At 45.9% G+C, this 25,967-nt stretch carries 24 protein-coding genes; 6 read left to right on the forward strand and 18 right to left on the reverse strand.

All coding sequences use genetic code 11. The features are described 5' to 3' along the window. Nucleotides 1-58 precede the first annotated feature (58 nt). The 7 genes from KIK04_RS03670 to KIK04_RS03700 form a co-directional block, all read right to left on the reverse strand. Entirely contained in the window at nucleotides 59-397 is a 339-nt protein-coding gene (locus KIK04_RS03670) for a DUF4312 family protein (RefSeq protein WP_232276978.1), read from the reverse strand. A 3-nt stretch (nucleotides 398-400) separates the two neighbouring features. Continuing rightward, the gene (locus KIK04_RS03675; protein WP_232276979.1) at nucleotides 401-772 is read right to left on the reverse strand and encodes an SFCGS family glycine-rich protein; all 372 of its coding nucleotides are present in this window, start codon (nucleotides 770-772) and stop codon (nucleotides 401-403) included. Nucleotides 773-843: 71 nt separating this feature from the next. Beyond that, nucleotides 844-1,224: a hypothetical protein gene (locus KIK04_RS03680; RefSeq protein ID WP_232276980.1), complete on the reverse strand. Its 381-nt coding sequence runs from the start codon at nucleotides 1,222-1,224 to the stop codon at nucleotides 844-846. Between the two features lie 82 nt (nucleotides 1,225-1,306). Next, nucleotides 1,307-3,259: a BglG family transcription antiterminator gene (locus KIK04_RS03685; RefSeq protein WP_232276981.1), complete on the reverse strand. Its 1,953-nt coding sequence runs from the start codon at nucleotides 3,257-3,259 to the stop codon at nucleotides 1,307-1,309. A gap of 400 nt (nucleotides 3,260-3,659) precedes the next feature. Then, nucleotides 3,660-4,451: an alpha/beta fold hydrolase gene (locus tag KIK04_RS03690; RefSeq protein WP_232276982.1), complete on the reverse strand. Its 792-nt coding sequence runs from the start codon at nucleotides 4,449-4,451 to the stop codon at nucleotides 3,660-3,662. Nucleotides 4,452-4,625: 174 nt separating this feature from the next. Next, nucleotides 4,626-5,210, reverse strand: coding sequence for an adenylyl-sulfate kinase (gene cysC / locus KIK04_RS03695; RefSeq protein ID WP_232276983.1), 585 nt, complete (start codon nucleotides 5,208-5,210; stop codon nucleotides 4,626-4,628). A 26-nt stretch (nucleotides 5,211-5,236) separates the two neighbouring features. Then, complete coding sequence (locus KIK04_RS03700) at nucleotides 5,237-6,025, reverse strand: DUF3891 family protein (RefSeq protein WP_232276984.1); 789 nt, start codon at nucleotides 6,023-6,025, stop codon at nucleotides 5,237-5,239. 132 nt (nucleotides 6,026-6,157) lie between these two features. Here KIK04_RS03700 and KIK04_RS03705 point away from each other — a divergent pair, with 132 nt between their 5' ends. Continuing rightward, the gene (locus KIK04_RS03705) at nucleotides 6,158-6,352 is read left to right on the forward strand and encodes a hypothetical protein (RefSeq protein ID WP_232276985.1); all 195 of its coding nucleotides are present in this window, start codon (nucleotides 6,158-6,160) and stop codon (nucleotides 6,350-6,352) included. Between the two features lie 34 nt (nucleotides 6,353-6,386). On the opposite strand, the gene KIK04_RS03710 is transcribed toward KIK04_RS03705, so the two are convergent. Beyond that, complete coding sequence (locus KIK04_RS03710) at nucleotides 6,387-7,049, reverse strand: polysaccharide deacetylase family protein (protein WP_232276986.1); 663 nt, start codon at nucleotides 7,047-7,049, stop codon at nucleotides 6,387-6,389. Nucleotides 7,050-7,224: 175 nt separating this feature from the next. On the opposite strand from KIK04_RS03710, the gene trhA reads away from it, so the two are divergent. Next, nucleotides 7,225-7,866 (forward strand): PAQR family membrane homeostasis protein TrhA, encoded by a 642-nt coding sequence (trhA, locus tag KIK04_RS03715; protein ID WP_232276987.1) that lies wholly within the window; start codon nucleotides 7,225-7,227, stop codon nucleotides 7,864-7,866. A gap of 199 nt (nucleotides 7,867-8,065) precedes the next feature. After that, entirely contained in the window at nucleotides 8,066-8,503 is a 438-nt protein-coding gene (locus KIK04_RS03720; RefSeq protein ID WP_232276988.1) for a DUF2642 domain-containing protein, read from the forward strand. A 112-nt stretch (nucleotides 8,504-8,615) separates the two neighbouring features. On the opposite strand, the gene helD is transcribed toward KIK04_RS03720, so the two are convergent. Both helD and pcp read right to left on the reverse strand, forming a co-directional pair. Continuing rightward, nucleotides 8,616-10,913 (reverse strand): RNA polymerase recycling motor HelD, encoded by a 2,298-nt coding sequence (helD, locus tag KIK04_RS03725; protein ID WP_232276989.1) that lies wholly within the window; start codon nucleotides 10,911-10,913, stop codon nucleotides 8,616-8,618. Nucleotides 10,914-11,068: 155 nt separating this feature from the next. Next, complete coding sequence (gene pcp, locus KIK04_RS03730) at nucleotides 11,069-11,719, reverse strand: pyroglutamyl-peptidase I (RefSeq protein ID WP_232276990.1); 651 nt, start codon at nucleotides 11,717-11,719, stop codon at nucleotides 11,069-11,071. Nucleotides 11,720-11,801: 82 nt separating this feature from the next. Between pcp and KIK04_RS03735 the strand changes: the two genes are divergently transcribed. From KIK04_RS03735 to KIK04_RS03745, 3 genes are all read left to right on the forward strand, one after another. Next, a complete protein-coding gene (locus KIK04_RS03735) occupies nucleotides 11,802-12,254 on the forward strand; it encodes a DUF441 domain-containing protein (protein ID WP_232276991.1) in 453 nt (150 codons plus the stop codon). 587 nt (nucleotides 12,255-12,841) lie between these two features. Beyond that, complete coding sequence (locus KIK04_RS03740; protein ID WP_232276992.1) at nucleotides 12,842-14,581, forward strand: ABC transporter ATP-binding protein; 1,740 nt, start codon at nucleotides 12,842-12,844, stop codon at nucleotides 14,579-14,581. A gap of 47 nt (nucleotides 14,582-14,628) precedes the next feature. After that, the gene (locus KIK04_RS03745; RefSeq protein ID WP_232276993.1) at nucleotides 14,629-16,782 is read left to right on the forward strand and encodes an ABC transporter ATP-binding protein; all 2,154 of its coding nucleotides are present in this window, start codon (nucleotides 14,629-14,631) and stop codon (nucleotides 16,780-16,782) included. A 61-nt stretch (nucleotides 16,783-16,843) separates the two neighbouring features. Here the strand turns inward: KIK04_RS03745 and KIK04_RS03750 are convergent, their stop codons facing one another. From KIK04_RS03750 to KIK04_RS03780, 8 genes are all read right to left on the reverse strand, one after another. Then, nucleotides 16,844-17,017: a DUF2524 domain-containing protein gene (locus KIK04_RS03750; RefSeq protein ID WP_232276994.1), complete on the reverse strand. Its 174-nt coding sequence runs from the start codon at nucleotides 17,015-17,017 to the stop codon at nucleotides 16,844-16,846. 130 nt (nucleotides 17,018-17,147) lie between these two features. Beyond that, entirely contained in the window at nucleotides 17,148-17,276 is a 129-nt protein-coding gene (locus KIK04_RS24155) for a hypothetical protein (protein WP_269670991.1), read from the reverse strand. A gap of 188 nt (nucleotides 17,277-17,464) precedes the next feature. Continuing rightward, the gene (locus KIK04_RS03755; protein WP_232276995.1) at nucleotides 17,465-19,231 is read right to left on the reverse strand and encodes a methyl-accepting chemotaxis protein; all 1,767 of its coding nucleotides are present in this window, start codon (nucleotides 19,229-19,231) and stop codon (nucleotides 17,465-17,467) included. A 273-nt stretch (nucleotides 19,232-19,504) separates the two neighbouring features. Then, the gene (locus tag KIK04_RS03760) at nucleotides 19,505-20,302 is read right to left on the reverse strand and encodes an ABC transporter ATP-binding protein (RefSeq protein WP_232276996.1); all 798 of its coding nucleotides are present in this window, start codon (nucleotides 20,300-20,302) and stop codon (nucleotides 19,505-19,507) included. Between the two features lie 2 nt (nucleotides 20,303-20,304). Then, a complete protein-coding gene (locus KIK04_RS03765; RefSeq protein ID WP_232276997.1) occupies nucleotides 20,305-21,219 on the reverse strand; it encodes an ABC transporter permease in 915 nt (304 codons plus the stop codon). A 38-nt stretch (nucleotides 21,220-21,257) separates the two neighbouring features. Further along, nucleotides 21,258-22,349 carry an ABC transporter substrate-binding protein gene (locus KIK04_RS03770; RefSeq protein ID WP_232276998.1) on the reverse strand — a complete coding sequence of 364 codons (1,092 nt, stop codon included), beginning with the start codon at nucleotides 22,347-22,349 and terminating at the stop codon, nucleotides 21,258-21,260. 357 nt (nucleotides 22,350-22,706) lie between these two features. Continuing rightward, nucleotides 22,707-24,137, reverse strand: coding sequence for an NAD-dependent malic enzyme (locus KIK04_RS03775; RefSeq protein ID WP_232276999.1), 1,431 nt, complete (start codon nucleotides 24,135-24,137; stop codon nucleotides 22,707-22,709). 272 nt (nucleotides 24,138-24,409) lie between these two features. Beyond that, on the reverse strand, nucleotides 24,410-25,948 hold the full coding sequence (locus KIK04_RS03780) for a copper amine oxidase N-terminal domain-containing protein (RefSeq protein WP_232277000.1): 1,539 nt from the start codon (nucleotides 25,946-25,948) through the stop codon (nucleotides 24,410-24,412). Between the last annotated feature and the right edge of the window lie 19 nt (nucleotides 25,949-25,967).

Below are 25,967 nucleotides of genomic sequence, written 5' to 3' on the forward strand. Positions count from 1 at the left end.
AAAGCTCTCAAACTCTCAAGTACAGCCTATCCGCATACTTCGGTCTACTACAGGTCTATTATCGCATTCGCAATACGCGCTGCACCTTAGTCAACGACTCCTCTTGCGCTTCAAATTCGATGTCGGACAAGCTCACATACCGTAGCTGCACCTTAACTTTCACACTCAGCTCATAAATCGTACGACGGCGGGGAAACAAGAACCCTAAGAAGCGCTCCGTGTACGACAACGCCTTTGCCGACACCACTTCTACATCCATCGGCTCAATGCGTAGCAGCACATCGGGATTTTGTTTAGCTACCGTTGTTTTCACTTGCGAAAAAATACTTTGAAACGCTTTCAGTTTCGTATCCCCTTTGCCCGTCAAAGCCAACGTGAGTTCTTTTTCCCGATACATGGCTTACCCCCGATTCAATTTGATATATTCTTCCGTCAAACGACGGCCCAGCTCTTCTACATCCATAAATCCGAAGCCCACTACCTTTTTACCTGCGCGAATCGCCGTAATGCCCGAATCAATCGAACGCAAGCCAAACTCGACTGGCCATTTGTATTTGTTCGCTGCTTGCAATGCACCCGCACCGCCGCTACCGCAGAACGAAATGCCAAAGTCAGCATTTTCTTTATTCATCACATCACCAAGCCGCATATCTGCGCCTGGCCCTGGAATGACGATTGCGATCCCCCCTGCTGCCTCTACACCTTTTGCCACGTTCTGCCCTTTACCTAGACGGTCCCCGATGACCACTTTCACTTTGTTTTCATTTTCCATGACGATCGCTCCTCTTTATATGTAATGGTTTAGATGTAATCGTTTAGATCTGAGCGTTTAGTATGTTATCGTTAAGCATTCAACTGCATAATCGCCTCAAAATGTACGGCCAAAAAAAAGATTTCCGCATCATCCAGCAGCCTTGCGCCCATACGCGGATACTGCTCAAGCAGCTCTCGACTCAACTGCACACATTGTACATCGATCGCTTCCAACATCCCTTCATCCAGCGTCGGGAGCCATTCATTACGCGCCACTCTTCTAACAAACGCTACCAAATGCGCCGCAATCATAACCGCTCGATCCTGTGGAATATGGAGCTGCGTCTGCTCTGCCAACGGCTGCAAGTGTGCCATTAACGTACTTACTTCAGCCGCTTCAGCTGGTTCCACAGCCAAATGCTCGCCTAGCCCTGCCATGACTTCATTGATGCTGTATAAATTGGTTTGCATGCGAACGCCCCCCTCCTTTTTGCAATCGCTTTCAACAAGACTTATCTTACCCCCATCAATTCGTCATCTTAACGATGCCAGCTTAGACGAAGTAATGTAACATCGCTTGCATTTCCCCTTCGGTCACTGTTAATTCTTCCTCTTGAAAAATGTGCTCCAATTCGCCGCGAATTGATGTTGACCTTGGATCAACAGACGTGTGGCGTTCACTTCGGTCAAATTGTGAGCGCAGCGCAACTCGCGACATAAATAACATGATATGAAGGGCTAATCCTTGCGCCCTTTCTTGACTTAGCTGTGCACCAAGACGGGTGTTAATTTTTTGATTGAGCTCATAGCCACGGACGATAACCGACTGCATCATCCAACCGACGTGATGCCCGTAACCATCCAAGCTGGCCGTAGAATTAGAAATCATCGCATTTGGCGGCAACGAAATGGCCTGCTGTTGAAACGAATGGCCAAACTTGCGCTCCTCCACCTGTTGCACCGCTTCCATAATCGCTTGAAAGTCCTGTTCGCTCGGAATCGGATTAACCGTCACAACCGGAGGAATCGGGTCTCCATTAGACTCTAACGGGAAAATACTAATAATGATGTCAGCATCAACTGTCGGCAACACCTTACTCCATTCCAACACGGAGCAGCACGTCACAATAAACAACCGCTTCACATGATGGGAGAGAACCGTTTTTAAATATTCTGACGTTCCCCGTCCGGTTCCGCACACGACGAGGGCGGGAACCTGCTTCATTTCCCGCTGACATTCATACGCGGTCTGAAAATGAAGGGCAATAAAAGCAATGTCCGCATCGCTTAAACGAACGTTGTACTTGCCGAGTACATCGGTGCAGCACATTTTCACAGTGGTGAACATATGCCTGTATGCGCTCACAATTTCTTGCAGTAGCAGGTTGGGCTCCACGACACCGCATTGATATTTGGTCAACTTGCTTGATAAGTGATTAAACAAGTTACTGAACAGCTTCGGGTCATCCACTACCCGAATGCCAAGACGTTCGCTAACGCTGCGGATTAGCTCGCCTGTTACTATGTAAGAGTCGGGAATGCTGACAGCCTTTTTTAAGGCAGCATCGCCGGGACGCAGCGCGACACTGTCCGTCGCCTGCAACGATACAAACCAGATATCGTATGGTGGTAACGCAACACCCCCGCCATGGTTAGCGCCCAAAGCGACGAGTGCGTCCTGCACCGTCTCGTACACGACTCCCATTTCCCCCGCTGGAGCCGAGCTATCGTTCGGCAGCTCAATTTGACTATACGCACGCTGATGACCATGCTGACGCTGAATCACAATACAAATACGGATAAATACCCCGATGATTTGGTTGTCTGACAGCAGTGCATCTGTCTTGCGTTGGAGTTCCTTAATAATGCGGGCAGTAGCGACAAAAATACCGTCTAAATGATTAAACGAACCGAGTAACTGATCAAGCACGCGACTTAATAGCTTCGGCCGCTCCTGCTTGACGACACCTAAAATGATGCGCAGCATATCACTACCGTCTAACAGCTCAATAATGCGGCTCTCCAACATCATACGCTTATCCATTTCTGTCCCTTCGATGCAAAGACCTTGAGAGCCTCGCTCAAGCTTCAGACTATAAGCGGTTAATAACGATTCTGCTTGTGCTAAATCCGATAGCACCGTATTGCGGCTCACGCCGTATTTGCGCTCAATCGAGCCGATCGTCCTAAACGTATCGGCAGCAATCAGCCCAATAATAATAAAATTAATTCGTTCTTGCGGCGTCATAACCGCACTTTGCTCATCCTGATCGATCGCTTGCAGCAATATTAGCTGCGCCTCTTCGCTGCACGTAATCCAGACGCCCCGCTTGGGATGAGACTCAATACACGTGCCTCTGCCTGCAAGCCATGCGCGCATTAACTTTAAATCATTTTTTATCGTCCGTTCACTCACATTAAAATCTTTAGCCAAATCTTTAATAAGGTAAGACACTTGTGTGCGTATCAGCTTTTTTAATAAAGTTCTGGAACGCATTAACAGCATGCTGATTTACTCCTCTGGTGTCCGACGTTGTCTGCAACATGGTTGAGCATAAATACGCTTTCAAACCAAGACGGAAACATGATATCACTCACAACCTCTCACCTGTTTTAAGCATATCGATCAACGTATGCTTTGAGAAGATTCAACATCTTGCACGGTTAACCGTGCATATCATTTGTGATCAAATACGAGAACTGCCCAGATAGAGTAGAGGTTAATAGAATAGACAGAGGTAGATTCGTAAGTAGTGTTACTATGAAATGTATTCGTAGAATAGGAAGGTGTAAAATAATGCAAACGAGCATGAGCGCGGTACTATGTGCTGCTCATGCTCGTGCTTCTGCTTCTGCCTGTGCTTTTGCTTGCGCTTGTGTGCATCGCTTACCAGCAGCTATACCTTTTATAGACGCGTTCTATGGGCCGGCTCCATATGTTGAATCCAACGTTCAATCAACATATTCATAGTGTGAGCATGCTTGGTCGGAATTTGATGCTTCGCTCCCGCGATCCAGACCAACTCACTTTGCGGTAACACGGACTTTAATTTATCCGCATATCGGAAAAATCGCTTGTCCCGTTCGCCATAAATCATAAGCACAGGTGCCGTAATCGCACTTAACCTAGCAGTACTATCGTACAACAGACTCGAACGATAATACTGCTGCCAATTGTCCACGCAGCCTTGTCGGGCTGTACGTAGCAGTGTATCAAACATCGCACGATTGTTCGCATTGCCCCACACAATAGCAAGTGATAGCAACTGCTTGGCTTTCATCGCCGTAAGCGCAACGGCAAGTGAAATCCGGCTGCGCAGCCGCCAATCGCTCGCTTCTGACATCCCACTAATGACGACTGCCCCGCTAAATCGCTCAGGGTAGGAGAGCAGCGCTTCAAGTGCGACACCTCCACCTGTGGAATAGCCGCACACATAAGCCTTTTGGATGCCTAAACTGTCCATCAACTGTACCATATCTTGCACGATCAGCGGATACGTAACCGCTTCATTCGAAGCATCGCTATAGCCATGTCCGCGAATATCGAACGTCACAATTTTATACTGCCTAGACAACTGCTCAGCCTGATAGTTGAAATTATCGGACGTAAGTAGCGGCGGATGAATAAATAGGATCGGTACACCTTCTCCTTGCACACGATAGTACAAGGCACCGCATTTGCGCCTCAGTAAGGGCATCGTATTCACCCCTTTATTTTACTCACTAACCATTGGTAAAATATGCCCCTAAACATCTCGTTTTATCCTTTGCGCACACATTCCGACTAAAAGGCAAACTAAAAAACCCCTTAACAGAGCGACGGCCACCGTGGGCCAATCAACCACTCCATTAAGAGATTTTATGTATGTCATCTATATAAGCTCATGCTGTTCCATATATTGAATGAGTTGCGCCACCGATTCATTGACAGTTTGCTCATTAGTGTGCAAAGTAAGCTCCGGCTGTTCGGGCCGTTCATAAATCGTCGAACCCATTAAACCTAGCTTCGAGCGCCAGTAAAATCCTTTCGGATCACGCTGCTCGCATACTTCAAGCGGGCAATCCACAAACACTTCATGGTATTGTTTACTGCCAAAGATGGACCGAGCCATCTCTCGGTTCACTTTATTCGGTGATACGGTCGCCACCACTACAATAAAGCCCGCGTCAACAAACAGCTTTGCTACTTCGCCGATACGACGAATGTTTTCGGAGCGATCCGCAGCCGTATAACCAAGGTCTTGGTTCAAGCCCTCCTGCAACATTTCTCCATCCAACACGTAGCATTTCACTTTACGATTTAGCAAATGCAACTCCAACTGGGCCGCAATGGTCGATTTTCCCGCTCCAGACAAGCCGGTAAACCATAACACGCAGCTGCCATGACCGTTTAAGAGCTGCCGATCCATAATCGTTACAGCTGCTCGTTTGGTTAGCTTTTTTATATGGTCTTGCATTTCATTCCCCCTCTAGTTAACAGCCTTTACAAAGGCTCTGGATGATCGTGTTCTGGACGAAATGAAACGTTTAAATGTTGCATTGGCTGCTCCTGATACGCCTTATGAATACCGATTGCCCCAGCACGTACTTTCGACACGACTTTAAACGGTATCGATGTCGTAAAGGAAGACGTAAACGGAAATGAACTCAGCTTAATATTGTGCTCATCCACCCATTCTGCGACAATCATCGATTTACGATCGTGATGAAACGGAATGGAATTTTCAATTCCATCTTGATACCATACAAATTCGTCCTCTTTACGAACGCCTGGCTCATTAAGACATACATATAAAGACAGATCATCACAAAATTGCAACAGATTTAAATGATTATGTATAACTTCCTCTTTCATGTCAGGCAGCAATTGACGAATGCGCTGCTGACGTTCGCGTTCATGGGCCATAAATTGTTGCACAGCCGGAAGTTTCTCCACATGAAAAAAGGAGGAAAAATGTAAGCTGTTCAATAAAGCAGCGTATATACTCTTTTGCTCAACTTCATCTACTCCTAAGCGATAAAAGGCTACTTTCAACGGTAACGGATAATCCATAAATGAGAATGGCACCTGGCTGCATTCGTTCCATATTGGAATATTATCTAACCCCATCCAACTGCAATCATGCTCGTTAACGGCATACACCAATTCATCAAACCGATCTGTTCCGACAAGCAATTCCCGTTTAAAATGTGTAGCCATTACACCTGACAGCTTCCCATGTTCATGCTGCTCAATCATGACAAAATCGTGTTCTCTCTCTCGAACGATCATGGATATCCCCCTTTTTCAAACCAAGTTGTCGCAATTGATCATCACCAATCGTTGGTGGGGTGTTGAAAATTTGGCTCTCCCGCATTAAGCTATACATATGCACTTTCAAATGCACACTAGGAGGACGATGAAATGAGTAAACGAAGCAAACTTAAAAGAGACCGGCTCAAAGCCGAACGTGCAGGTAAGCTTAACCCCGAAATAAATCGAAACGCGTGGACACGCAAGCCCCGCACGCAAATTGTAGCCAACAAGAAGGCTGAACAGCGCCGAACACTATGCCGGAAAATAGGTATAGATGATGGCGCTGTTTTTTTATGCGCATAGTATTTATATTAAAGAACGTACGTTTGGAAGTAAACTACTTTTTCTCATTAGGCTTGCACAATTCCAGCAAATGACTGACCGTTACAAAACGATATCCCTGCTCCGTTAACCGGGGGACGATAATCCGCAACGCTTCTACTGTCTGCATACGATGATTACCACCTCCATCATGGAATAGCATAATGCCGCCATTAAAAGCCTCTTTTAAAGCTATCTCTACTAATACATCAACACCAGGACTTTCCCAATCTCTCATTTCCAACTTTTCCGACCACATGACGACACGGTACCCCATATCATGCAGTACGCGTAGATTTTGATCGTTATATTCTCCGTATGGTGGGCGAAACAAGTTGTCCACTTTTCCTGTAATCGCTTCCAACAACGCTGCTGTGCGGATCACCTCCGCTCTGACTTCGAGCGACGTTATTGTCGGAATTGAAGGGTGTGTATACGTATGATTGGCCAGCTCATGCCCCTCGTCCCTTACTCGCCTTGCGGTATCCCCATGTTTTTCGAGCTCTTTTCCGATCATGAAAAAAGTTGCCTTTGCGTTATGTTTAGCAAGTAAGTCGAGCACTAGTGGTGTGTAAGTGGGGTCTGGTCCGTCGTCTAACGTCAAACATACATAGCGATTGCCGTCATTCGGGACAGGCAATTGTTCGATTACATCGCTTTCGAGCCGATTAATAAACATCCATTTCAACTCCTTATTCTTAATGAACAAGCATGACTTTTGGAAATAGGGCATCGTGCTGATAAGTTAGCATCTATCTGTAATGATGTCAATGCTCACGCTACGATTTGCAGGCCAAGTTAGAGTTCGATACAATATAAGGAGAGGAACGGAAAGGCCGGAAAGGAAGGTTATTATGGCGAATACGCATACTTACTCTCGTGGCGAGGAAATTGCCAACGCGATTACGCATGGCATAGGCGCACTATTAAGCATTGCTGCACTTACTATACTTATTATTTATGCTGCTATGTTCGGTGAAACGATTCACATTGTTAGCTTTATCATATACGGAATATCCATGTTGGTGTTGTATACATCCTCAACATTAGTGCATAGCTTTCCTGATGGGAAAATAAAAGATCTGTTCGAAACGTTTGACCACGCTTCGATTTATTTATTCATCGCAGGTACATATACGCCATTCGTCCTTATCGCCTTACCCGATGTGCTTGGCTGGTCCATATTCGCTTTTGTCTGGACGATGGCAATCGGCGGTGTCGTATTCAAAGCGTTCTTCACAAAACGCTTCATGTACATTTCCACCCTCCTTTATATTGGGATGGGGTGGATTATCGTGCTGGTGTGGCAACCATTAGCCGCCTCTCTTACACCTATGGGTTTGAATCTGCTTATAACAGGTGGCGTGCTGTACACGGTTGGCACTATATTTTATGTATGGCGAGGCTTCCCTTTCCACCATATGGTGTGGCATTTATTCGTGTTAGCCGGCTCTGTCGTACACTTTCTCGCTGTGCTAACCTTGCTACACATCTAATGTCTAGCAGCAAATAGCGTCAACGCGCCCCAATCGGGCAGTATGCGTTGGCGCTTTCTTTTCGTCTTTTTCATTTACTTGTGATGTTCACTTGCATTTTTTAGGATTAAAATGGGCGAATATCCAATCACAAAAACGAATCGGGACATATGCTATCATGTCAACTCCCCAATTTCGGGAAAAGGAGCGATAAAACTACATGACAAATTATACGCGCAACAATTTCTCTGGTTATAACGTGGGTAACGTAGGTGGATCCAACACAGCTTACCCAGCTAATGTAGGCGGTGCCAATGTAGCATATCCAACCAATGTAGGTGGTGCTAATGTAGGGTATCCAACACCAGGCCCATCACCTTGCCACCATACTAAGCCAATCGTGCAACCTATTATTCAACCCATCATCCATTATCCAAAACCACCTAGACCGCCAATTCCAACTACGAATGTTACATTCGTTAGACCTTGCCTCATTGAGCATCTGTACAAACACGAAGGCTGCCCAATCGTAGTTGTTACAAAATGCGGTGAACTTAAAGGCACGTTATGCGGTGTTTTTGTCGACCATCTTGAACTGTCAGCAGGTGGCAAAAAGCTGCATGTCCTCTACGATCATATTTGCTACGTCGTTACCTAACATTTGCCCTTTTGTGGGCCTCCTCCCCCAAAACATATAAAAAAAGCGCCCGCAATGAACGGTTATGTATACCGCTCTGGCTGCAAGGCGCTTCTTTTTTTACTTTATACTATTATGCTTCATATGAGCTATTTCGTTGTAATGAAGCGTCCCGCAAAAAAGGTGTCACTTGCCGTTCTGCAAGGAATGTTAATCGGTGCAATGCACGCGTACACACGGTATAGAACAACTTACGGTCACTTTCATGTGCGTACGTGCTTACATCTGCATCAAACACGATTACGCTGTCAAACTCTAGCCCCTTCGCTAAATACGAAGGTACGATCCATTGACCCGATACGAACTGCTTCGTATGCTTCGTCACACGCCGCAAATCCGGGTGCTCCTGTTGCAAAGCGGTGTGCACATGTTGCGCTGTCGCTTCATCCTTCACGATAATCGCTATCGATCCCACATGCTCGTTCGAGATTTGGCCAAGCACTGCTGATGCTTGCTGTACTTTTTCAGCCATGTCGTTCACTATGATTAGCTGCGGCTGCTCACCGCTACGGTTAAACGGCTCGGCCATTTCTCCTTCAGGCAATACCGATTGAGCGAGCTCCATAATATTTTGTGTGGAGCGATAGCTCTTCGTAAGGCGAATGACACCTACTTTGCGATCAGCGAACATATCCGCAACCGTACCAATCGTACCAATGCGGTTCGCTTCGTAAATAGCTTGGTTCCAGTCACCCAAAATCGTGAAGCGACTGCGCGGAAATAAGCGTGCGATGAGCGCATATTGGAATTGGGAATAGTCCTGTGCTTCGTCGATGACAACATGACGAATATGATTAAATGCATCAAAGCCTTCAATGCTTTCAATCATATACAGCAAAGGTGACGCGTCTTCGAACGGAATCGTCCCTTCTTCCAGTCGCTTCAACGTGCTTTGCCCAACCTGTTCTAACTGTTCAGGCAGCAACGTGCGTTCCTCCGCCTGTTCTGCCCAATGAGGCAGTTGCCTCATCATATCCGCGTACATCTCTTCCCACTCCACGAACCGTAAAGCACGAGCTTGAGCACGCATCGACTTCAGCCACTTTTTCACTTGCTTGCGACTCATAGCCCGTAGCTCTTCCTCTGTACCTAAATAGTTCGGTCGCGCAAGCAACTTGCGATACACGCGCTTCTCTTCACGTTTCGCCCAGTCTTTCAGTTCGTTAAGCACCCAATCTTTCAACTTGTCCATCCGTGCAGGCATCGACCAGTCCGCAAACGAACCGTAAAATTGTTCAGCCAAGCGCTCAGGCCCGATAATGACTCGCTTAGGCGTACCAAATGACAAAAAGCGCATACCTGATTGCTTCAATGAAGCAATATACGCATCCATCACGCGCATATAGTCATTTGAAGCCTTCCAACTTGCAGCTTGACGCTCCGTTTCTTTAACGAGTGACTGCGTATCCCGTTGCGGCTTATCCATAAGACGCTCAGCTTGATCGTATACGTCTTCTATGTTCCGAGAAGATACAAGACGGTGCTCAACGTACGATTGGTACGTTGTTTGCGTCATATTGGCCTCGCCTAGCTCTGGTAATATGTTAGACACATAATCGTTGAATAGATCATTTGGCGAGAACAATACGACCTGTTCTGAACGAATACTGTCTCTATATTTGTACAGCAAATAGGCAATTCGCTGCATAGCAGCCGACGTTTTACCACTGCCAGCAGCACCTTGTACGATGAGTACATCATGCTCATCATCACGTATAATTGCATTTTGCTCACGTTGAATCGTGCTAACGATGCTTTTCATCTTCGTATCGACGCTGCTGCGCTTTAACATCTCTTGCAGCATGTCGTCACCGATTTGAATACCCGTATCAAACACCGACTCTAAGCGGCTACTGCGAATTAAATACTGGCGCTTTAACGTCATGTTGCCATAGATCGTTTCAACTGGTGTCCGATACTTTACCGGACCTGGTGCATAATCGTAAAATAAACTGGCAATCGGTGTACGCCAGTCGTACACAATGTGTTCACCTGTGATATCATCTGATACCGACATCAGCCCGATGTACACAGGCAGCAACTCGGTATCTCCATCCTCCACAAAATCAACCCGCCCGAAATAAGGGGCATGAATGTGCTTGCGCAGCTTTTTCACCCATTTTGCTGCATGCGCCTGCACACGTTCGTGGTTGGCTAAATCTTTGGCTTGCTGCATGATACTGACATACGTCTCCAGCAATTCGTCTTGGTCGACCGTTACTTCATCCCAAAAATGACGCTTCATCTCCACGATTTCCGTGTTACGATCGGCCGCTGTCTGCTCAAGAGCGTGAATTTGACGATCCATTACTTGTAGCACACGCTGCAAATATTGTTCTTCTTGATTCATATTAGGAACGGTTCCACTCATGCGGCTGCTCCTTTCACCTTAGTATTGCGTTACTTAATGAAAGTATATATTATAACCACTTTTGCGCTCCATGCAATGGGTTGCTTGTTGAATAAGCATGAATCGCTCCAATTACTTCCTTATATTAGGTTCCGTACTTCGCGTATTATGCTACATTAAGCCCCGTGTAATGTACCTGCGCTTTGTGTATGATCCTCTAAAGCGTGTACATGTTTGACAAGCGTTCGTAACGCCGTCACGACACTTGATAGCGACATGCTTGGCGAATTCGGGTATGAAGCCGCTTGTTCAGGTAAAAATGGAATATGTACAAACCCAGCTGCACAGCTTCTATCCCAGGCGGCTGTCTCATGCATCAGCTCGTAAAAAATAGCGTTACACACAAAAGTACCTGCTGTATAGGAAATCGAACTAGGAATCCCTTGTTCATGCAAGGCACTGCGTATCGTTTTTACCGGTAAGGTCGTCCAGTAAGCAGCTGGTCCATTCGGGACGACGGGTACATCAATTGGCTGCTCCTTATCATTGTCCGGAATACGGGCATCTATTACATTAACAGCTACTCTTTCAAGGGTAATATCCGGTCTGCCTCCCGCTTGTCCCACACAGATGACCGCATCGGGCTTATGCTGCTGCATCGCAGCCCGCAACGTTGCTGCTGAACGGCGAAACGAAGTCGGAAGTTGGACCGCTCTAATGATGTAATCCTCTACCTGCTCGCCATCCAACTGGCGTACTGCTTCCCACGAAGGATTGATCGTCTCCTGACCGAAAGGGTCGAAGCCTGTTAGCAAAATCGTGTTCATACGTGCAGCTCCTCTCACATGCTCACATGTTTTTATTGTAGAAATATGGTATCCTTGTCCTCGTACGAAAGGAGTTCATCAGATGACACAACTAGATACTTCATCCTTATTACTGCTTGGCTTAGCTGGACTTGGCCTCTTAAGCGGCAATTCCGCCGTTACGATTGCCATGCTCGTGCTCTTATTGGTACGCGTAACGAATATGCACACCTTGTTTCCGTGGATTGAAAAATATGGCCTAACGATCGGCATTATCGTGCTCACTATTGGCGTGATGGCCCCGATTGCTAGCGGCAAATTGTCTGTCGAAACGATGCTGAAATCATTTCTGCACTGGAAATCAATCTTAGCCATAGCCGTCGGCATACTCGTTGCCTATTTAGGCGGTCGAGGTGCAAGCTTAATGAATGCTTCGCCAACGGTAGTAGCCGGACTACTCGTCGGCACCATTATCGGCGTAGCGTTGTTTCGCGGTGTACCTGTGGGGCCGCTTATTGCTGCTGGTATTTTATCTTTATTTATCGGAAAGTCGTGATCCGAATCTAAGTACATTTGATTGCGCGTTATGTTAATAGAAGCATCTTACGTGGGCAGTATCCGTATACTTTTATCATACTGCCAAATGAAGCCGCTCACAAATGTATTCTTTGATTTTCTTCGCATCTCACTTTATCCGCATTCGCACAAAAGTCATTTTTTTCAATTTAGCGGTTGACAACGCTTTAAAAACGATGCTAGAATCAACGAGCGGATGTAAATGAACTTATTACCAGTTCATTCATCTAGCTACTTTCGCAGAAAGGCAGGTGACTACCATGTTGTTAGTTATGATTAATTTGATTAACGTCGACGCACGTCAGACGACAATAACTAAATTTAATTATGGAGCCCTGCGGCGAGTATCAGATTGGCATATCCATATGCCAGCTTGATTCACTGTATCATACGCACACTACTCGACTAACATCGAGCATCAATGCGTACATACCGAGTGACTAACACTAAGCAGCTACGGGCGACATTACGCTCGTACGCATATATCCTTGAAGCAATAGGTATATCGTTCACGGACGATATGCCTTTTTTGTTTATAAAGAAATGAACAAAAGGAAGTGAGACTTTATGTTTGCGGTAATAGGCAAGCTCGGCTGGTTTTTTAAAGAGCACAAAACGAGGTATTTGATCGGATTAACAATGCTCATCGGAGTAGGTGTACTCGAACTTGTTCCGCCTCGATTGTTAGGTCAAGCGCTTGATGACATCGTATATGGAACGATTACGTGGGAATCACTTACTCGATACATCGTGTACATTTTACTCTCAATGGTGCTTATTTATGGGATTACGTACGTTTGGATGTATAACTTGTTTGGCGGTGCTTTTCTCGTTGAACGCAAGTTGCGTTCCAAGTTGATGGGACATTTGCTCAAAATGACGCCAACGTTTTTCGAAAAAAATCGCACTGGCGACCTGATGGCACGGGCAACGAACGATTTGCGATCCGTGTCTCAAACAGCAGGCTACGGCATGCTGCTTATTACGGACTCGACCATCTTTTTACTCACCGTCTTTTTTGCCATGATCTTTCTTATTCACTGGAAGCTCACGTTGATGGCGCTTCTGCCACTCCCTATTATTGCAATCGGGATGAAAGTGTTCGGTAAAAAAATTCATGAGCGTTACACGATTGCACAAGATGCATTCGGTAAAATGAATGACCAAGTGCTTGAATCGGTCGGTGGCGTACGTGTATTACGCGCTTATGTGCAAGAAAAACAGGATGAGCAACGGTTCCGCGACACTACACATGACGTGTACAAAAAGAATATGTCCGTCGCCAAAATCGACGCGCTGTTTGAGCCTACAATTAGCTTCTCTATTGGTTTAAGCTACATGATCGGTATCGTATATGGCGCTTATCTTATCATTCATAATGAGCTTACACTCGGACAATTGTTAGCTTTTAATATGTACCTAGGTATGATGATTTGGCCGATGTTCGCAATTGGCGATTTAATTAACGTCATGCAGCGCGGTAACGCATCTATCGACCGCGTTAATGAAGTATTGCATTATAAGCCGGATGTGCAGGATGAACAAGGAACAACGGATGTAACCGTTCCAGAAACATTCGTGTGGAAGGACTACCTATTCCGCTATCCTTCCTCTACAGTGAACAATTTGGAGCAGTTCTCATTGTCACTGCGCAAAGGACAGACGCTCGGTATCGTTGGCCGCACAGGCAGCGGGAAGTCTACCTTTATGAAGCAGCTCCTGCGTGAATATCCAGTAGGTGAAGGTCAGTTCCGCATAAATGGGGTTCCAGTTGATCGCCTTCCGCTTGATCGAATTCATAGCTGGATCGGCTACGTACCGCAGGAACAAATTTTGTTCTCTAAAACAGTGCAGCAAAATATTTTATACGGTAACACGGATGCTGATACCGAGACCGTTCTGCAAGCGATTGAAACAGCATCATTCACTCAAGATTTGCCGACATTGGCTCAAGGCCTAGAAACACTTGTCGGAGAAAAAGGGGTTGCCCTTTCTGGCGGTCAGAAACAGCGCGTATCACTCGCACGTGCATTTATCGCCAACCCTGAAATATTATTGTTAGACGATGCGCTATCAGCTGTAGACGCGCGCACCGAAGCAAACATTATTCGTAACATTCGTGAGCAACGCTCAGGCAAGACGACACTCATTACGACCCATCGTCTCTCTGCGATTGAACATGCAGATTGGATTATTGTGCTGGATGATGGCCGCATTGTGGAGCAAGGTACGCATGAACAATTGGTCGCTCATGGCGGATGGTACAAAGAACAATTTGAGCGTCAACAAATGGAGTCCAGCTTGTAATTTCGTCGGAACGACTGATTACCCTGGAATGAAAGGAGCTTTAACTCATGGTTGAGGAACAACAGATCGTCAAGCCGCGCAACGTCGGCAGGCGATTGTGGAAATATGCATTACATTTTAAAAAGACGTTTATACTGTCTTTGATCATGCTAACCGTTGCCGTCGGTGTTGGACTTTGCGGTCCCTTTATCGCGAAGACTATCATTGACCAACACATTTTAGGCATTGAGAAACCGTATTATGAGCTGACATCTTCATCTGACACGGAGGAATCCGTATCTTACGACGGGCGCACTTTTAAACGCGAAGATCGTTTCGCAGCAGGTGAAGCACGCGGTAAGCAAGTGCGTGTCCTACAAATAGGTACAACATTCGTGTTCGTTGACCGCGATGTACCTATATCAGGTGAACGTCAATATAATAACGGGACATTAACGATACAAAAAGACACCAAAACATGGTCAGCACCCGCTGTTAAAATGAGCTTAGACGATACGTTAGCCTTTTATCAGCCCGAAATTAAAGGCATTATGAAATGGACCGCTGTTTATGCACTATTGCTCTTATTTAGTGTCATTTTAAGCTTTGGTGAAACACTAGGCTTGCAAAAAGCTGCGAACCAAGTAATTCAGAAGCTGCGTGGCGACGTGTACGCTCACGTACAGCGTTTGCCGATTCCATACTTTGATAATTTACCCGCAGGTAAAGTTGTCTCCCGTATTACGAACGATACCGAGGCTGTAAAAGAGCTGTTTACATCGGTATTGACCCAGTTTGCGAGCGGCATTATTCATATTACAGGTATTTATATTGCACTCTTCATTTTGGATGTACAATTGGCTCTTATTTGTACCTTTTTAATTCCGATGATCGTGTTATGGATCGTGCTCTACCGTAAATTCGCGACACGCTACAACACGGTCATTCGCTCACGTTTAAGTGACATTAACGGGATGATCAACGAATCGATCCAAGGGATGCCTGTCATCCGCTCTTTCCGACGTCAACAGCAAACGATGGATGAGTTCGAACATATGAACAACGAGTATTTGACCTATCAAAATAAAATGCTGAACTTGAATGCGATTACGTCCCACAACTTGGTTAACGTGCTTCGCAACGTCGCAATCGCTGTCATCTTATGGCACTTTGCTGGCGCTAGTCTTAGTGGCAACAGTGCAGTTACGCTTGGCGTACTATATGCTTTCTCCGATTTGATCAATCGACTATTCCACCCGGTTACAGGAATGGTCAACCAACTGGCTAACCTTGATTCGTCGCTCGTATCTGCGGGTCGTGTATTCGAACTGATGGATGAACCAGGAGAAAGCGTAAAAGATGGAAGTATGCCGCGCTACAAGGGTCATGTAGAGTTTGATCAAGTATCGTTTGCTTACAAAGAGGATTATGTGTTGAAAAACATTAAGTTTGAAGCAAAACCAGGTCAAACCGTAGCACTTGTTGGTCATACGGGTTCGGGCAAAAGCTCCATTATGAACTTGTTGTTCCGCTTCTATGATCCGCAAAAAGGTGAAATTCGAATTGATGGCAAGTCAATAACGAGCATTCCGAAGCAATGGTTGCGCCAACATATGGGTATCGTGCTTCAAGATCCTTATTTATTTACAGGAACGATTGCTTCCAATGTTAGTTTGAACGACAAGAGTATTTCCCGGGAAAAGGTCGAAGCAGCGCTACTGGCTGTAGGTGCTGACCGTGTATTAAAGTCACTTCCTAACGGTTTTGATGAACCTGTTGTCGAAAAAGGAAGTACATTGTCTGCTGGGCAGCGTCAGCTGATCTCGTTTGCTCGTGCACTTGCTTTTGAGCCTGCTATCTTAATATTAGATGAAGCAACAGCTAACATTGACACGGAAACAGAAGCGATTATTCAAGAAGCACTTGAAGTGCTTAAACGTGGACGCACCACCTTTATGATCGCACACCGTTTATCGACGATTCGCAGTGCCGATTTAATTCTCGTCCTTCATCGCGGTGAAATTGTAGAGCAAGGCACACATGATGAACTGATTGAGATGAAGGGCCGCTATTATAAGATGTCTGAATTGCAGCAAGGTGGTACAAATGGAAAGAACGGGACGAATCCGACGGTTGGTTCAAATGCAAGTCCATCGGATGCTAGTCCTTCCTCGCCTGTAACAACGCTATCAGCTCCCCCTGTAGCCCAACCATCCGTTTAACATGAAGCGCCGCAACGATTATCGTTGCGGCGCTTTTTCCTATCAGCGATGAATTAGCTCATTATCGTAGCGAGCATTTATTTTTCACAAAATGGATTTGATTTTCCACTCTGTGCAGTTCTTGTTCGATTTCATCCGATAGCCCGCCCAGCGCTTTCGTCTTCAACGAATGGTACTCATCCTTTAACTTCGGCAAATCTTCATGCGCATTCGCACAATCGTATTCGCTGTTCAAATCCAATTATTCAGCCATTATTTACGTTTTCCTTTTGCTTTGTTGGCATCAGATGTACGTGTGCTCGTATTTTGGTTTGCGTGACCTTGTTGTTTGTGCGCCATATCGTGTATCCTCCTTATGAATGTACTTATTTTGAGATTCGATTCAAGCTTGGTGCTCGATGTGCTGCTTTTCTTAGCTTTAAGGTTGTGCTCGCTTCTTTAATGCTGGCATGATTTTGTTGGTTATGAATGCGTTCTGCCTTGTTATATGGCATCGGTAATTCACCTCCAACGTTAGACTGCCCCGCAGCACACATTTTATGATGATGCGCGGTCGTCATTTCTCTCCAGCTGTGCCTGCGTCATTCACATTAAAAAAGCAGCCCCATCAAAGGAGGCTGCTTTACAAACTTCATACTTATATTTCGTTATCCTATTCGCTAAAATCCCATGTCTCTTTGGACTAACTTTCCAACTTAAACTTGGACAGCTGATTGTCTAGATCTTTGCTAAGCGAGAGCAAACTGTCTGCAGAAGCAGCCATTTCCTCTGTTAACGCAGACTGCTGCTCTGTCGTAGAGGCTACTTGCAGCGTATATTCATTTGAACGCATAGAAATATCACTTAGCTGCTCCAGCAATGAAGAAACTTGACCGCAAGCATCTGCGATTTCCTTCGACACCGTTGTGCTTTCATGTACCTGCTCCGTTGTTCGCTGCAACGCATCAGCAATGACTAAAAACGCGCCATCTACATCTTGAACGGCTTTTAAACCGCGCGAGACAGCTTCTTGCTGGCGTTGTGCCGCCGCTTCTGTAATCGAGCGCTGTGCCTGAACACCAACGATCAAGTCCGTAATTTTCACAAGGGATAGCTTGGAGTGTTCAGCTAACTTTCTTACTTCTGTAGCTACAACTTGGAATCCTCGACCATGCTCTCCTGCACGCGCTGCTTCGATAGATGCATTGAGCGACAACAATTCGGTCTGCTTTACAACACCTTGAATAAAATGAACCGCCTCACTAATTTGCTTCATGCCCTCAGACAAACCTGACAATGCTTCATTCGTATCATCTGAAGCAGCGCGGATCGCTTTCATTTGATCAACCGTATGTACAACCACAACTCGTCCATCTTCTGCTTGACGGGACGATTGCTTCATCCAATCGGATACTTGAACAGATGATGCCGCAATTTGCTGCACACCAACAGCGATCTCCTGCATAGCACGCTGTGTCTCTTCCGTGCTTTGCATTTGCACGCTTGCGCCGTGTGCAACTTCAGACATTGCCGCACTTACCTCCTGTGCCGACGAGGCCGTCTCCTCCGCACCACGCTGCAACTCGTTGGATGCTGTCGCTACGTTGCGAGAAGCTTGCTGAACCTCACGCAATAGCTCGCTTAACCGTTCAATCATCTGATTAAAGACAGCTGCTAATCGACCGACTTCATCGTTGCCTTTCACACTTAGTGTGATCGATAAGTCACCTTGCGCAGCTTGTTCACTTAGTTTATGAATGACATTGAGTCCCCGTAGCTTGCGATGAATGTACCATCCAACTACCACGATGACGATCAATCCTAATGTAAGACTAATCACGATCGCATCGATCAAATAATCTATTAATTGTGCTTTGACAGTGGTGTAATCATAATCGATAACGAACAATGCCAGCATATTTCCAAATTCGTCACGCAGCGGTACCATACCTGTAATAAGGGTCATATCCGGATCATGCACATCAAATTCTTCCGTCATACCAACCTTATCAGTCAATGCTACTTGATAGGCTTGTAATAACTGTTCATTGAGTGGAAACGACTTATTCGAAGCTTTATCTTCCTTTTCAAACGCATCATTGCCTGCTAATATCCGAAATTTCTGCTCCTTACCTTCAGTCGGCTTCGCTTCAGGAATAAGCAAAAAAGCGTTTAGCACGTCATCCTGCGCTATTCCGTTTAAGCGGTAACGCAACAGATTCAGCAAATCATTCTTCACAGGCTCATCCGCTTTATGGCTCAGCAACATTTGTGACGCTTGTCGCATGGCACCAAGCAAATCTTTAAATTCCATTTTAGCAAGCAAGTGCTGCTTCTCTTGTAGTAAGAACATATAAGCGCTGCGTTCACTTTGGTATTCCCGAGTAATAAAAAATGTGCTCAAAGCCATAATAAAAATGGCGAGCACGGTAATTAATTTTGGCACTAAGCTGCGACGATACCAATCCATTAATGTACCCCCTAGATATTACGTCCTATTTATATCAATATTTGTATGTTCATATACATAGATGTCGAGATATGAAGGACCATACACTAATGGATTGTATCACACTTTAAACTAGCCGCATAGGTAAAATAAGCCTACTATAGGCCTATTTAATCGCATATTTTTTTGTGTAATATTTACATTATTTTTCAGTAAAATAAAAGATTCTTCTCGTTCTTACTTGTTCTTACCTGCTCTTACATGTTTCTACTTATGCCTTCTTATTATTCTCTGTTACCCTCCGAGTACAACACGGTCATCCACGAACTTGACGCCACGCACTTTTTCAAATTCATGTAACAAAGATTCAACCGTTAACGACTTCTTTTTTTCTGACGGAACATCAAGTACGATCCGCCCTTTATCCATCATAATGAGTCTGTTGCCAAGCCGGATCGCTTGCTCCATATTGTGTGTAACCATCAGGGTTGTGAGCTTCGTTGAAGCTACGATGTGCTCTGTTAACCGAGTAATCACTTCTGCTCTAGCAGGATCGAGTGCAGCTGTATGTTCATCTAGCAACAACAACTTCGGGCTCGTAAAAGTAGCCATTAACAAGCTTAGTGCTTGCCGCTCCCCTCCTGATAGCAACCCTACTTTAGCGAATAATCTGTCTTCTAGACCTAGACCTAGCGTGGCGAGCTGCTCACGATACCATGCGCGGCGCGCTCGATTCACTCCAAATCCAAGCCCTCTGCGTTGACCACGTGAATGGGCAATTGCTACATTTTCTTCGACGGTCATCGTCGGTGCTGTACCTGCCATCGGGTCTTGAAATACGCGCCCAATATAGCGGCTTCGCTTATGTTCAGCAACGTTCGTTACATGCTTACCATCAATAAGAATGGTACCTAAATCCGGTGACAATACGCCCGAAATCATATTCATTAAAGTCGACTTCCCTGCACCATTACTGCCGATTATCGTCACAAAGTCACCGGGAGACAGCCGTAAATCAATATGAGATAAAGCCAGTTTTTCATCTACCGTATTCGGATTGAAAAATTTGCTTACTCGCTCCATGTGCAGCATGTCTATCGTCCTCCTTGCTCTGCCAAGTCCTGCGCACGCTGCCGACTAATAGCGCGCTGCTTAGCCGAGCGCCTAGCCATAGGAATAATCAGCGCCATAATCACGATAACGGCGGTCAACAGTTTGAAGTCTACCGAATTAAGCTCCATTTGAATCGCCACCGCCATAATGACGCGGTACAACACCGCGCCAAGCAGTACAGACAGTGTGGCGTGGAATATGGTCCGGTGACCAAATACGGCTTCGCCAATAATGACTGACGCGAGCCCAACCACGATCATCCCAAAGCCAGACCCGATATCCGCAAAGCCTTGATATTGCGCGACGAGTGCTCCTGCCAACGCGACAAGACCGTTGGACAAGCTGACACCGATAATAATCGTATGATCGGTGTTGACGCCGAAGCTACGAATCATGCGCGGGTTGTTGCCCGTAGCTCGCAGCGATAGGCCAATTTCGGTGCGCAAAAACCAATCTAAGGCTAGCTTGATTGCTAGCGCACCGAGCAGCATGGCGCCGAGCAATCCAAAGCCACCGGATAGCGGAGTCAATAACGTTTGCTCATTGGAAGATAGGCCGATGTTCGATCTGCCCATAATTCGCAAGTTAATTGAGTACAAGGCAATCATCATTAAAATGCCTGACAGCAGCGCGTTTATTTTACCCTTGGTATGAATAAGTCCGGTAATTGCCCCCGCTATCGCTCCGCCTACGAAGGCTAAGATTGTACCAATAAGAGGATGGACATCAGACGTAATACAAATGGCTGCAATTGCTGCTCCCGTCGTGAAGCTTCCGTCAACCGTTAAATCCGGAAAATCCAATATTCGAAACGTAATGTAAACGCCGAGCGCCATAATGGCGTAGATGAGGCCGAGCTCAACTGACTTGAGCATCGCTAGTCCGAAGCCTGACATGTGAGTCCCTCCTTTCAAATGTGTGCACTAGCTATCCCTTATTCAAACAAATGATCCGGTTTAATCTGCGCTTTCAGTTCATCCGTCACGACAAATCCTTGCGCAGCTGCAGCTTTCAAGTTCAACCCTAAATCTAGCGTATCGGCATACTGTACGGGAATGTCAGCTGGCTTTTTCCCATTTTTCAAAATGTCGACTGCCATCTTTCCTGTTTTGTAGCCTAGTTCAAAGTAACTGAACCCAAATGAGGCCATGCCACCTTTTTTAACCGAATCGATTTCAGCAACAAATAGTGGAATCTTGTTATCGTTGGCAACAGCAACAACCGTATTTAAGGCGCTCACAACCGTATTGTCGGACGGCACGTAAATCGCCTGCACCTTGCCCACTAACGACTCCGCCGCTTGCTTCACTTCAGACGTATTTGTAACAGGCACCTTCTTCACTTCGATGCCCAGCTTCTCCAACGCGGTTACTGCCTGATTCACATTCGTTACCGTGTTCTGTTCCCCTTCATTGGCAAGAATGCCAACCGTCTTGACATCTTTAACATGTTTCGCAACAAACTCCATTAGCTTTGACACTGCTTCGGGATGCAAATCAGATGTTCCTGTCACATTAGCTCCAGGCGCCTCCAAGCTTTGCACAAGTCCTGCTCCTAGCGGGTCCGTTATCGCTGTAAATAGGACCGGCGCGCTCTTTATTTCTTTTGCCGCCGCTTGTGCCAATGATGTTCCGATCGCTAGTACGAGCTGTTTGTCATCTGTTGCAAACTTTTGTGCGATCATGACGGCATTCGCCTGCTCGTTTTGCGCATTTTGATAATCGATTTCTAAGTTCTCGCCTTCTGTATATCCACTATCCTTTAACGCTTTAATAAATCCAAGGCGCGCTTCATCCAATGAAGGATGCTCGACGATTTGCGCAATGCCGATATGAACTTTGCTCGATTGAGCTTGCCCGCCAGCGCTACCGTTGCCTGCCTTATCACTCTCCCCACTGTTACTACCTGGGCTATTGCCTCCTGCTTGATTTCCGCCTGTTCCGCAAGCGGTTGCAAACAGAAGAAGCAAAGACATCATCATCACTAACATGTTAAAGCGGGTCGTACCATTTACCTTGCTGTTCATTGTGCTCGCTCCCCTTTGTACACTGAATAATGGTCAATTTACATGGCATCGTCGTTCCAGCTAACAAGTTGATCTGTCCGTCGCTATAATGTTTTACTACATAAAAGCATAAACTCAGTAACGCATTGTTGTGATATATTGTACCTAAATATTCCATACAGTCAATAATAGCAATTTATAAAAATGTTATATAATGGGTTTATCGATCAAAAACGCACCTCTTATTCCCCCATACATGAAATCAACACGAAAAAAAGAGCCGCCCAAGGCGACTCTTTCTATCTCACTATACATAAAAGGGATCGACACTTTATCCACAAACGCAGGATATCAGATTGGTGCCTAAATACACCGCCCCTATCCCTTCGATTTATCGCGATAATCACGACGGCGTGCAACCCCGTCTAAATACGCAGCGTCCACGACCGCGTCGCGAACTTTTGGCACCACTTGCGTATTAAATACACTCGGAATAATGTACATCTCGCTTAATTCATCCATCGGCACAACTTCCGAGATCGCTTTAGCAGCAGCCAACTTCATGCGCTCTGTCACGCGCGATGCACGGCAGTCAAGCACGCCACGGAACAGACCAGGGAAACAAAGCACGTTATTAATCTGGTTCGGGTAATCGGAACGCCCCGTTGCAATGATGCGTGCAATGTCCTCAATTTCTTCAGGATCTATTTCTGGTGTCGGATTTGCCATCGCAAATACGATCGGATCAGTAGCCATCAACTGCACATCAGCACGCTTCAGTACACCTGGACCCGATACGCCAATAAAGATGTCTGCATCACGAATAACATCGGACAGCGTCCCCGCTTCTAAGTTCGGGTTCGTCATGCTTGCATACTTGTTCCAAGCTTCATTTTCATACGCATTTGTACGTACTAGCGCACCCTGACGATCAACACCGATAACATTTGTAGCACCAGCAGACAGCAGCATTTCAGTACAAGCAATTCCTGCCGCTCCGATACCGCAAAGTACAATTTTGCAATCTTCCAATCGTTTGCCCACAATACGCAATGCGTTCAGCAAGCCTGCCAATATGACGACTGCTGTTCCGTGCTGATCATCATGAAATACAGGTATATCAAGCAACTCCGTGAGGCGTCGCTCGATTTCAAAGCAACGCGGCGCTGAAATATCTTCCAAATTGATGCCACCAAACGTGGGAGCTAACAATTGAATCGCGCGAACAATCTCATCCGTATCTTGTGTATCCAAGCAGATCGGAAAAGCATCTACACCCGCCATTTGCTTAAACAGCATTGCTTTTCCTTCCATAACTGGCATAGCCGCTAAAGGACCGATATTGCCAAGTCCTAACACCGCCGACCCATCCGATACGACAGCGACCGTATCGCGTTTAATCGTCAACGTGTAGGCCCGATTCGGGTCTTCATGGATCGCCATGCACACACGCGCCACACCCGGCGTATACACACGAGATAAGTCATCACGGTTACGGATAGGTACTTTAGGTTGCATTTCGATTTTGCCACCCAAGTGCATAAGAAAGGTTTGATCGGAAACGTTGACAACGCTTACACCATCCAGTAAGCGCAATCGTTGGACAATTCGATCACTCACACTACCGTCGTATACATTTACAGTAATATCACGCACCGTCGTTGTCGCCGTTCCGCGGATCACGTCGATAGCTACAATATCGCCGCCGCTTTCGCCGATGGCGGCAGCTACTTGAGCAAAGCTACACCGATTTTTATCGATTTCTAACCGAATAATTATGTTTGTACTTGAGCCTAACGATTTTGCCACTGCATGCACGCTCCTTTTTTATGTCAAAAAATCAAGCTGTTAGCAACGCCTGTCACTCGGCTGCATTTACACCTACTCATAAGTTACTACATCGGGACGAAATTTCCTGCTTTCTATGCATTTCATATGTAAAAGTCCGTCCTCAGGAGACGGCTAACCTCCATGTGCGAATGCACGTTCCACAGTGTTCCACATTTGGCATAAAAAAATAGACCGAAGGTTAAGCACACCACCTTGCGTGCTCAACACTTCGATCTTGTATCCATGAACGATTACGGACGTTCGATTACAACGTAACCTTCTTGTACTTTTGCTTTCGCGCCAAGCAGCTCGGCTACTTCACGCAACGGCACGTATAGCGTTCCTTCTTTTACAAAAGGAGCTTTCGATAACGTTTTTGTTAATGTTCCTACTTGTGCTTGCTTGCTGCCTACTTTTAGCTCAATCCGCGTTTGCGTAATATCATCAATAAGAACAGCTTGCTTGTTTGCGGCGTTCCACTTAAAGTCAGCGTCAAGCTCTTCGCTCAACTTGCGGAGTGGAACATAGGAGACACCTTTTTCAACAAACGGCGCCGGTTCGTTAGCAAACCACTCATCATACTGTCCAGCAGCTAATGGGAGCCAGACCGATTTAGAGGTGATGTCCATTTTATTAAGCAAATGGTATACAGCCGATTTCGAATCAAAGTTGCGCAGAATCGTACCTGGTGATGGTGTATCCCCCGGGCTAATGCGAATCGCATTCTTGGTATCGATCTTGTCTATGTTAACTGGACCGGTTACGTTCTTATACTCTTGAGCAAGTTGAATCGTAAACGAATCTACCGGAATTTCTTCCGATATAGGCAATTGCACATGCAGCTTCGTCTCCATCTTACGAACCTTGAACTGACTATCCACGTAGTAGTCCAAAATCAGTTTCGTATTCGGTCCGAAAATCGCTTTTGCCTCTGGCGTATCTTTTAACATTTCATCCAAGCCTTTTTCCATTTCCTTCAAAAACTCATCACGATTGTCTTTAATCTCTTTATGAACCTTGGCCGCGAATAGTTGTTCATCTTTCAACCATTTTGATTCGGGATCAGATGCATTAAGCTCTTCTCCAGCAAAATCCTCAATGGATTTGATGGTAGGTGCTACGATCTTTCCGACTTCCACGAGCCAGGCTTTGAGTCCTTCATCATCTTTCAATAATGATGTTAGCAACCCTTTCGTCCAGCCAATCAACTCGTCACCAGCAAGCTCAATATGTACTTTGTTCAGTGAAATCGTTTCGCCAGCCACTTTCTCCGAAACGGCAGTCGCTGTCGCAACTTTCGGCATTGGAGCGTGCTTAACTACAAAGTCAGACGTTGTTTCAGCGAGTGTGTAAAATTTGCTTGTGAGCTCTTGTACCATCTCCAATTGTTCGCGTGTCAATTTCTCCGCTTCAACGGCAAACGGCACCTTCGCACCTTCAACCCAAATCACTTGCTCACCATCTTGTACAGCGTACTTAAATGGTAATTCAACTCCGCCTGCTTTCCATTTTCCTACTACCGAGGTGTTGAACATATCGATAGCCTTAGTATCCGCCGTCACTTGGATGTCGCTTACCCATCTTAGGACTTCTGCAGCTTCTTTATTTTCAGGCTTGTGCTTCTCACTAAGATTCATCTTAAATGAGAGCGACTGTGCTAGCTCCTGCGGCTGAACTTTCATTTGCTGCTTGATTACCTTCGTCATATCGACAGTGCCAATCGTTTGACAACCACTGACGATCATAACGATAGCAGCTATTCCTAACGCAAACCATTTCCGCGTACGCATGTGACCCCTCACTCCTCTT

The sequence above is a fragment of the Paenibacillus sp. 481 genome (assembly GCF_021223605.1).
In the GTDB taxonomy this organism is placed as follows: domain Bacteria; phylum Bacillota; class Bacilli; order Paenibacillales; family Paenibacillaceae; genus Paenibacillus_B.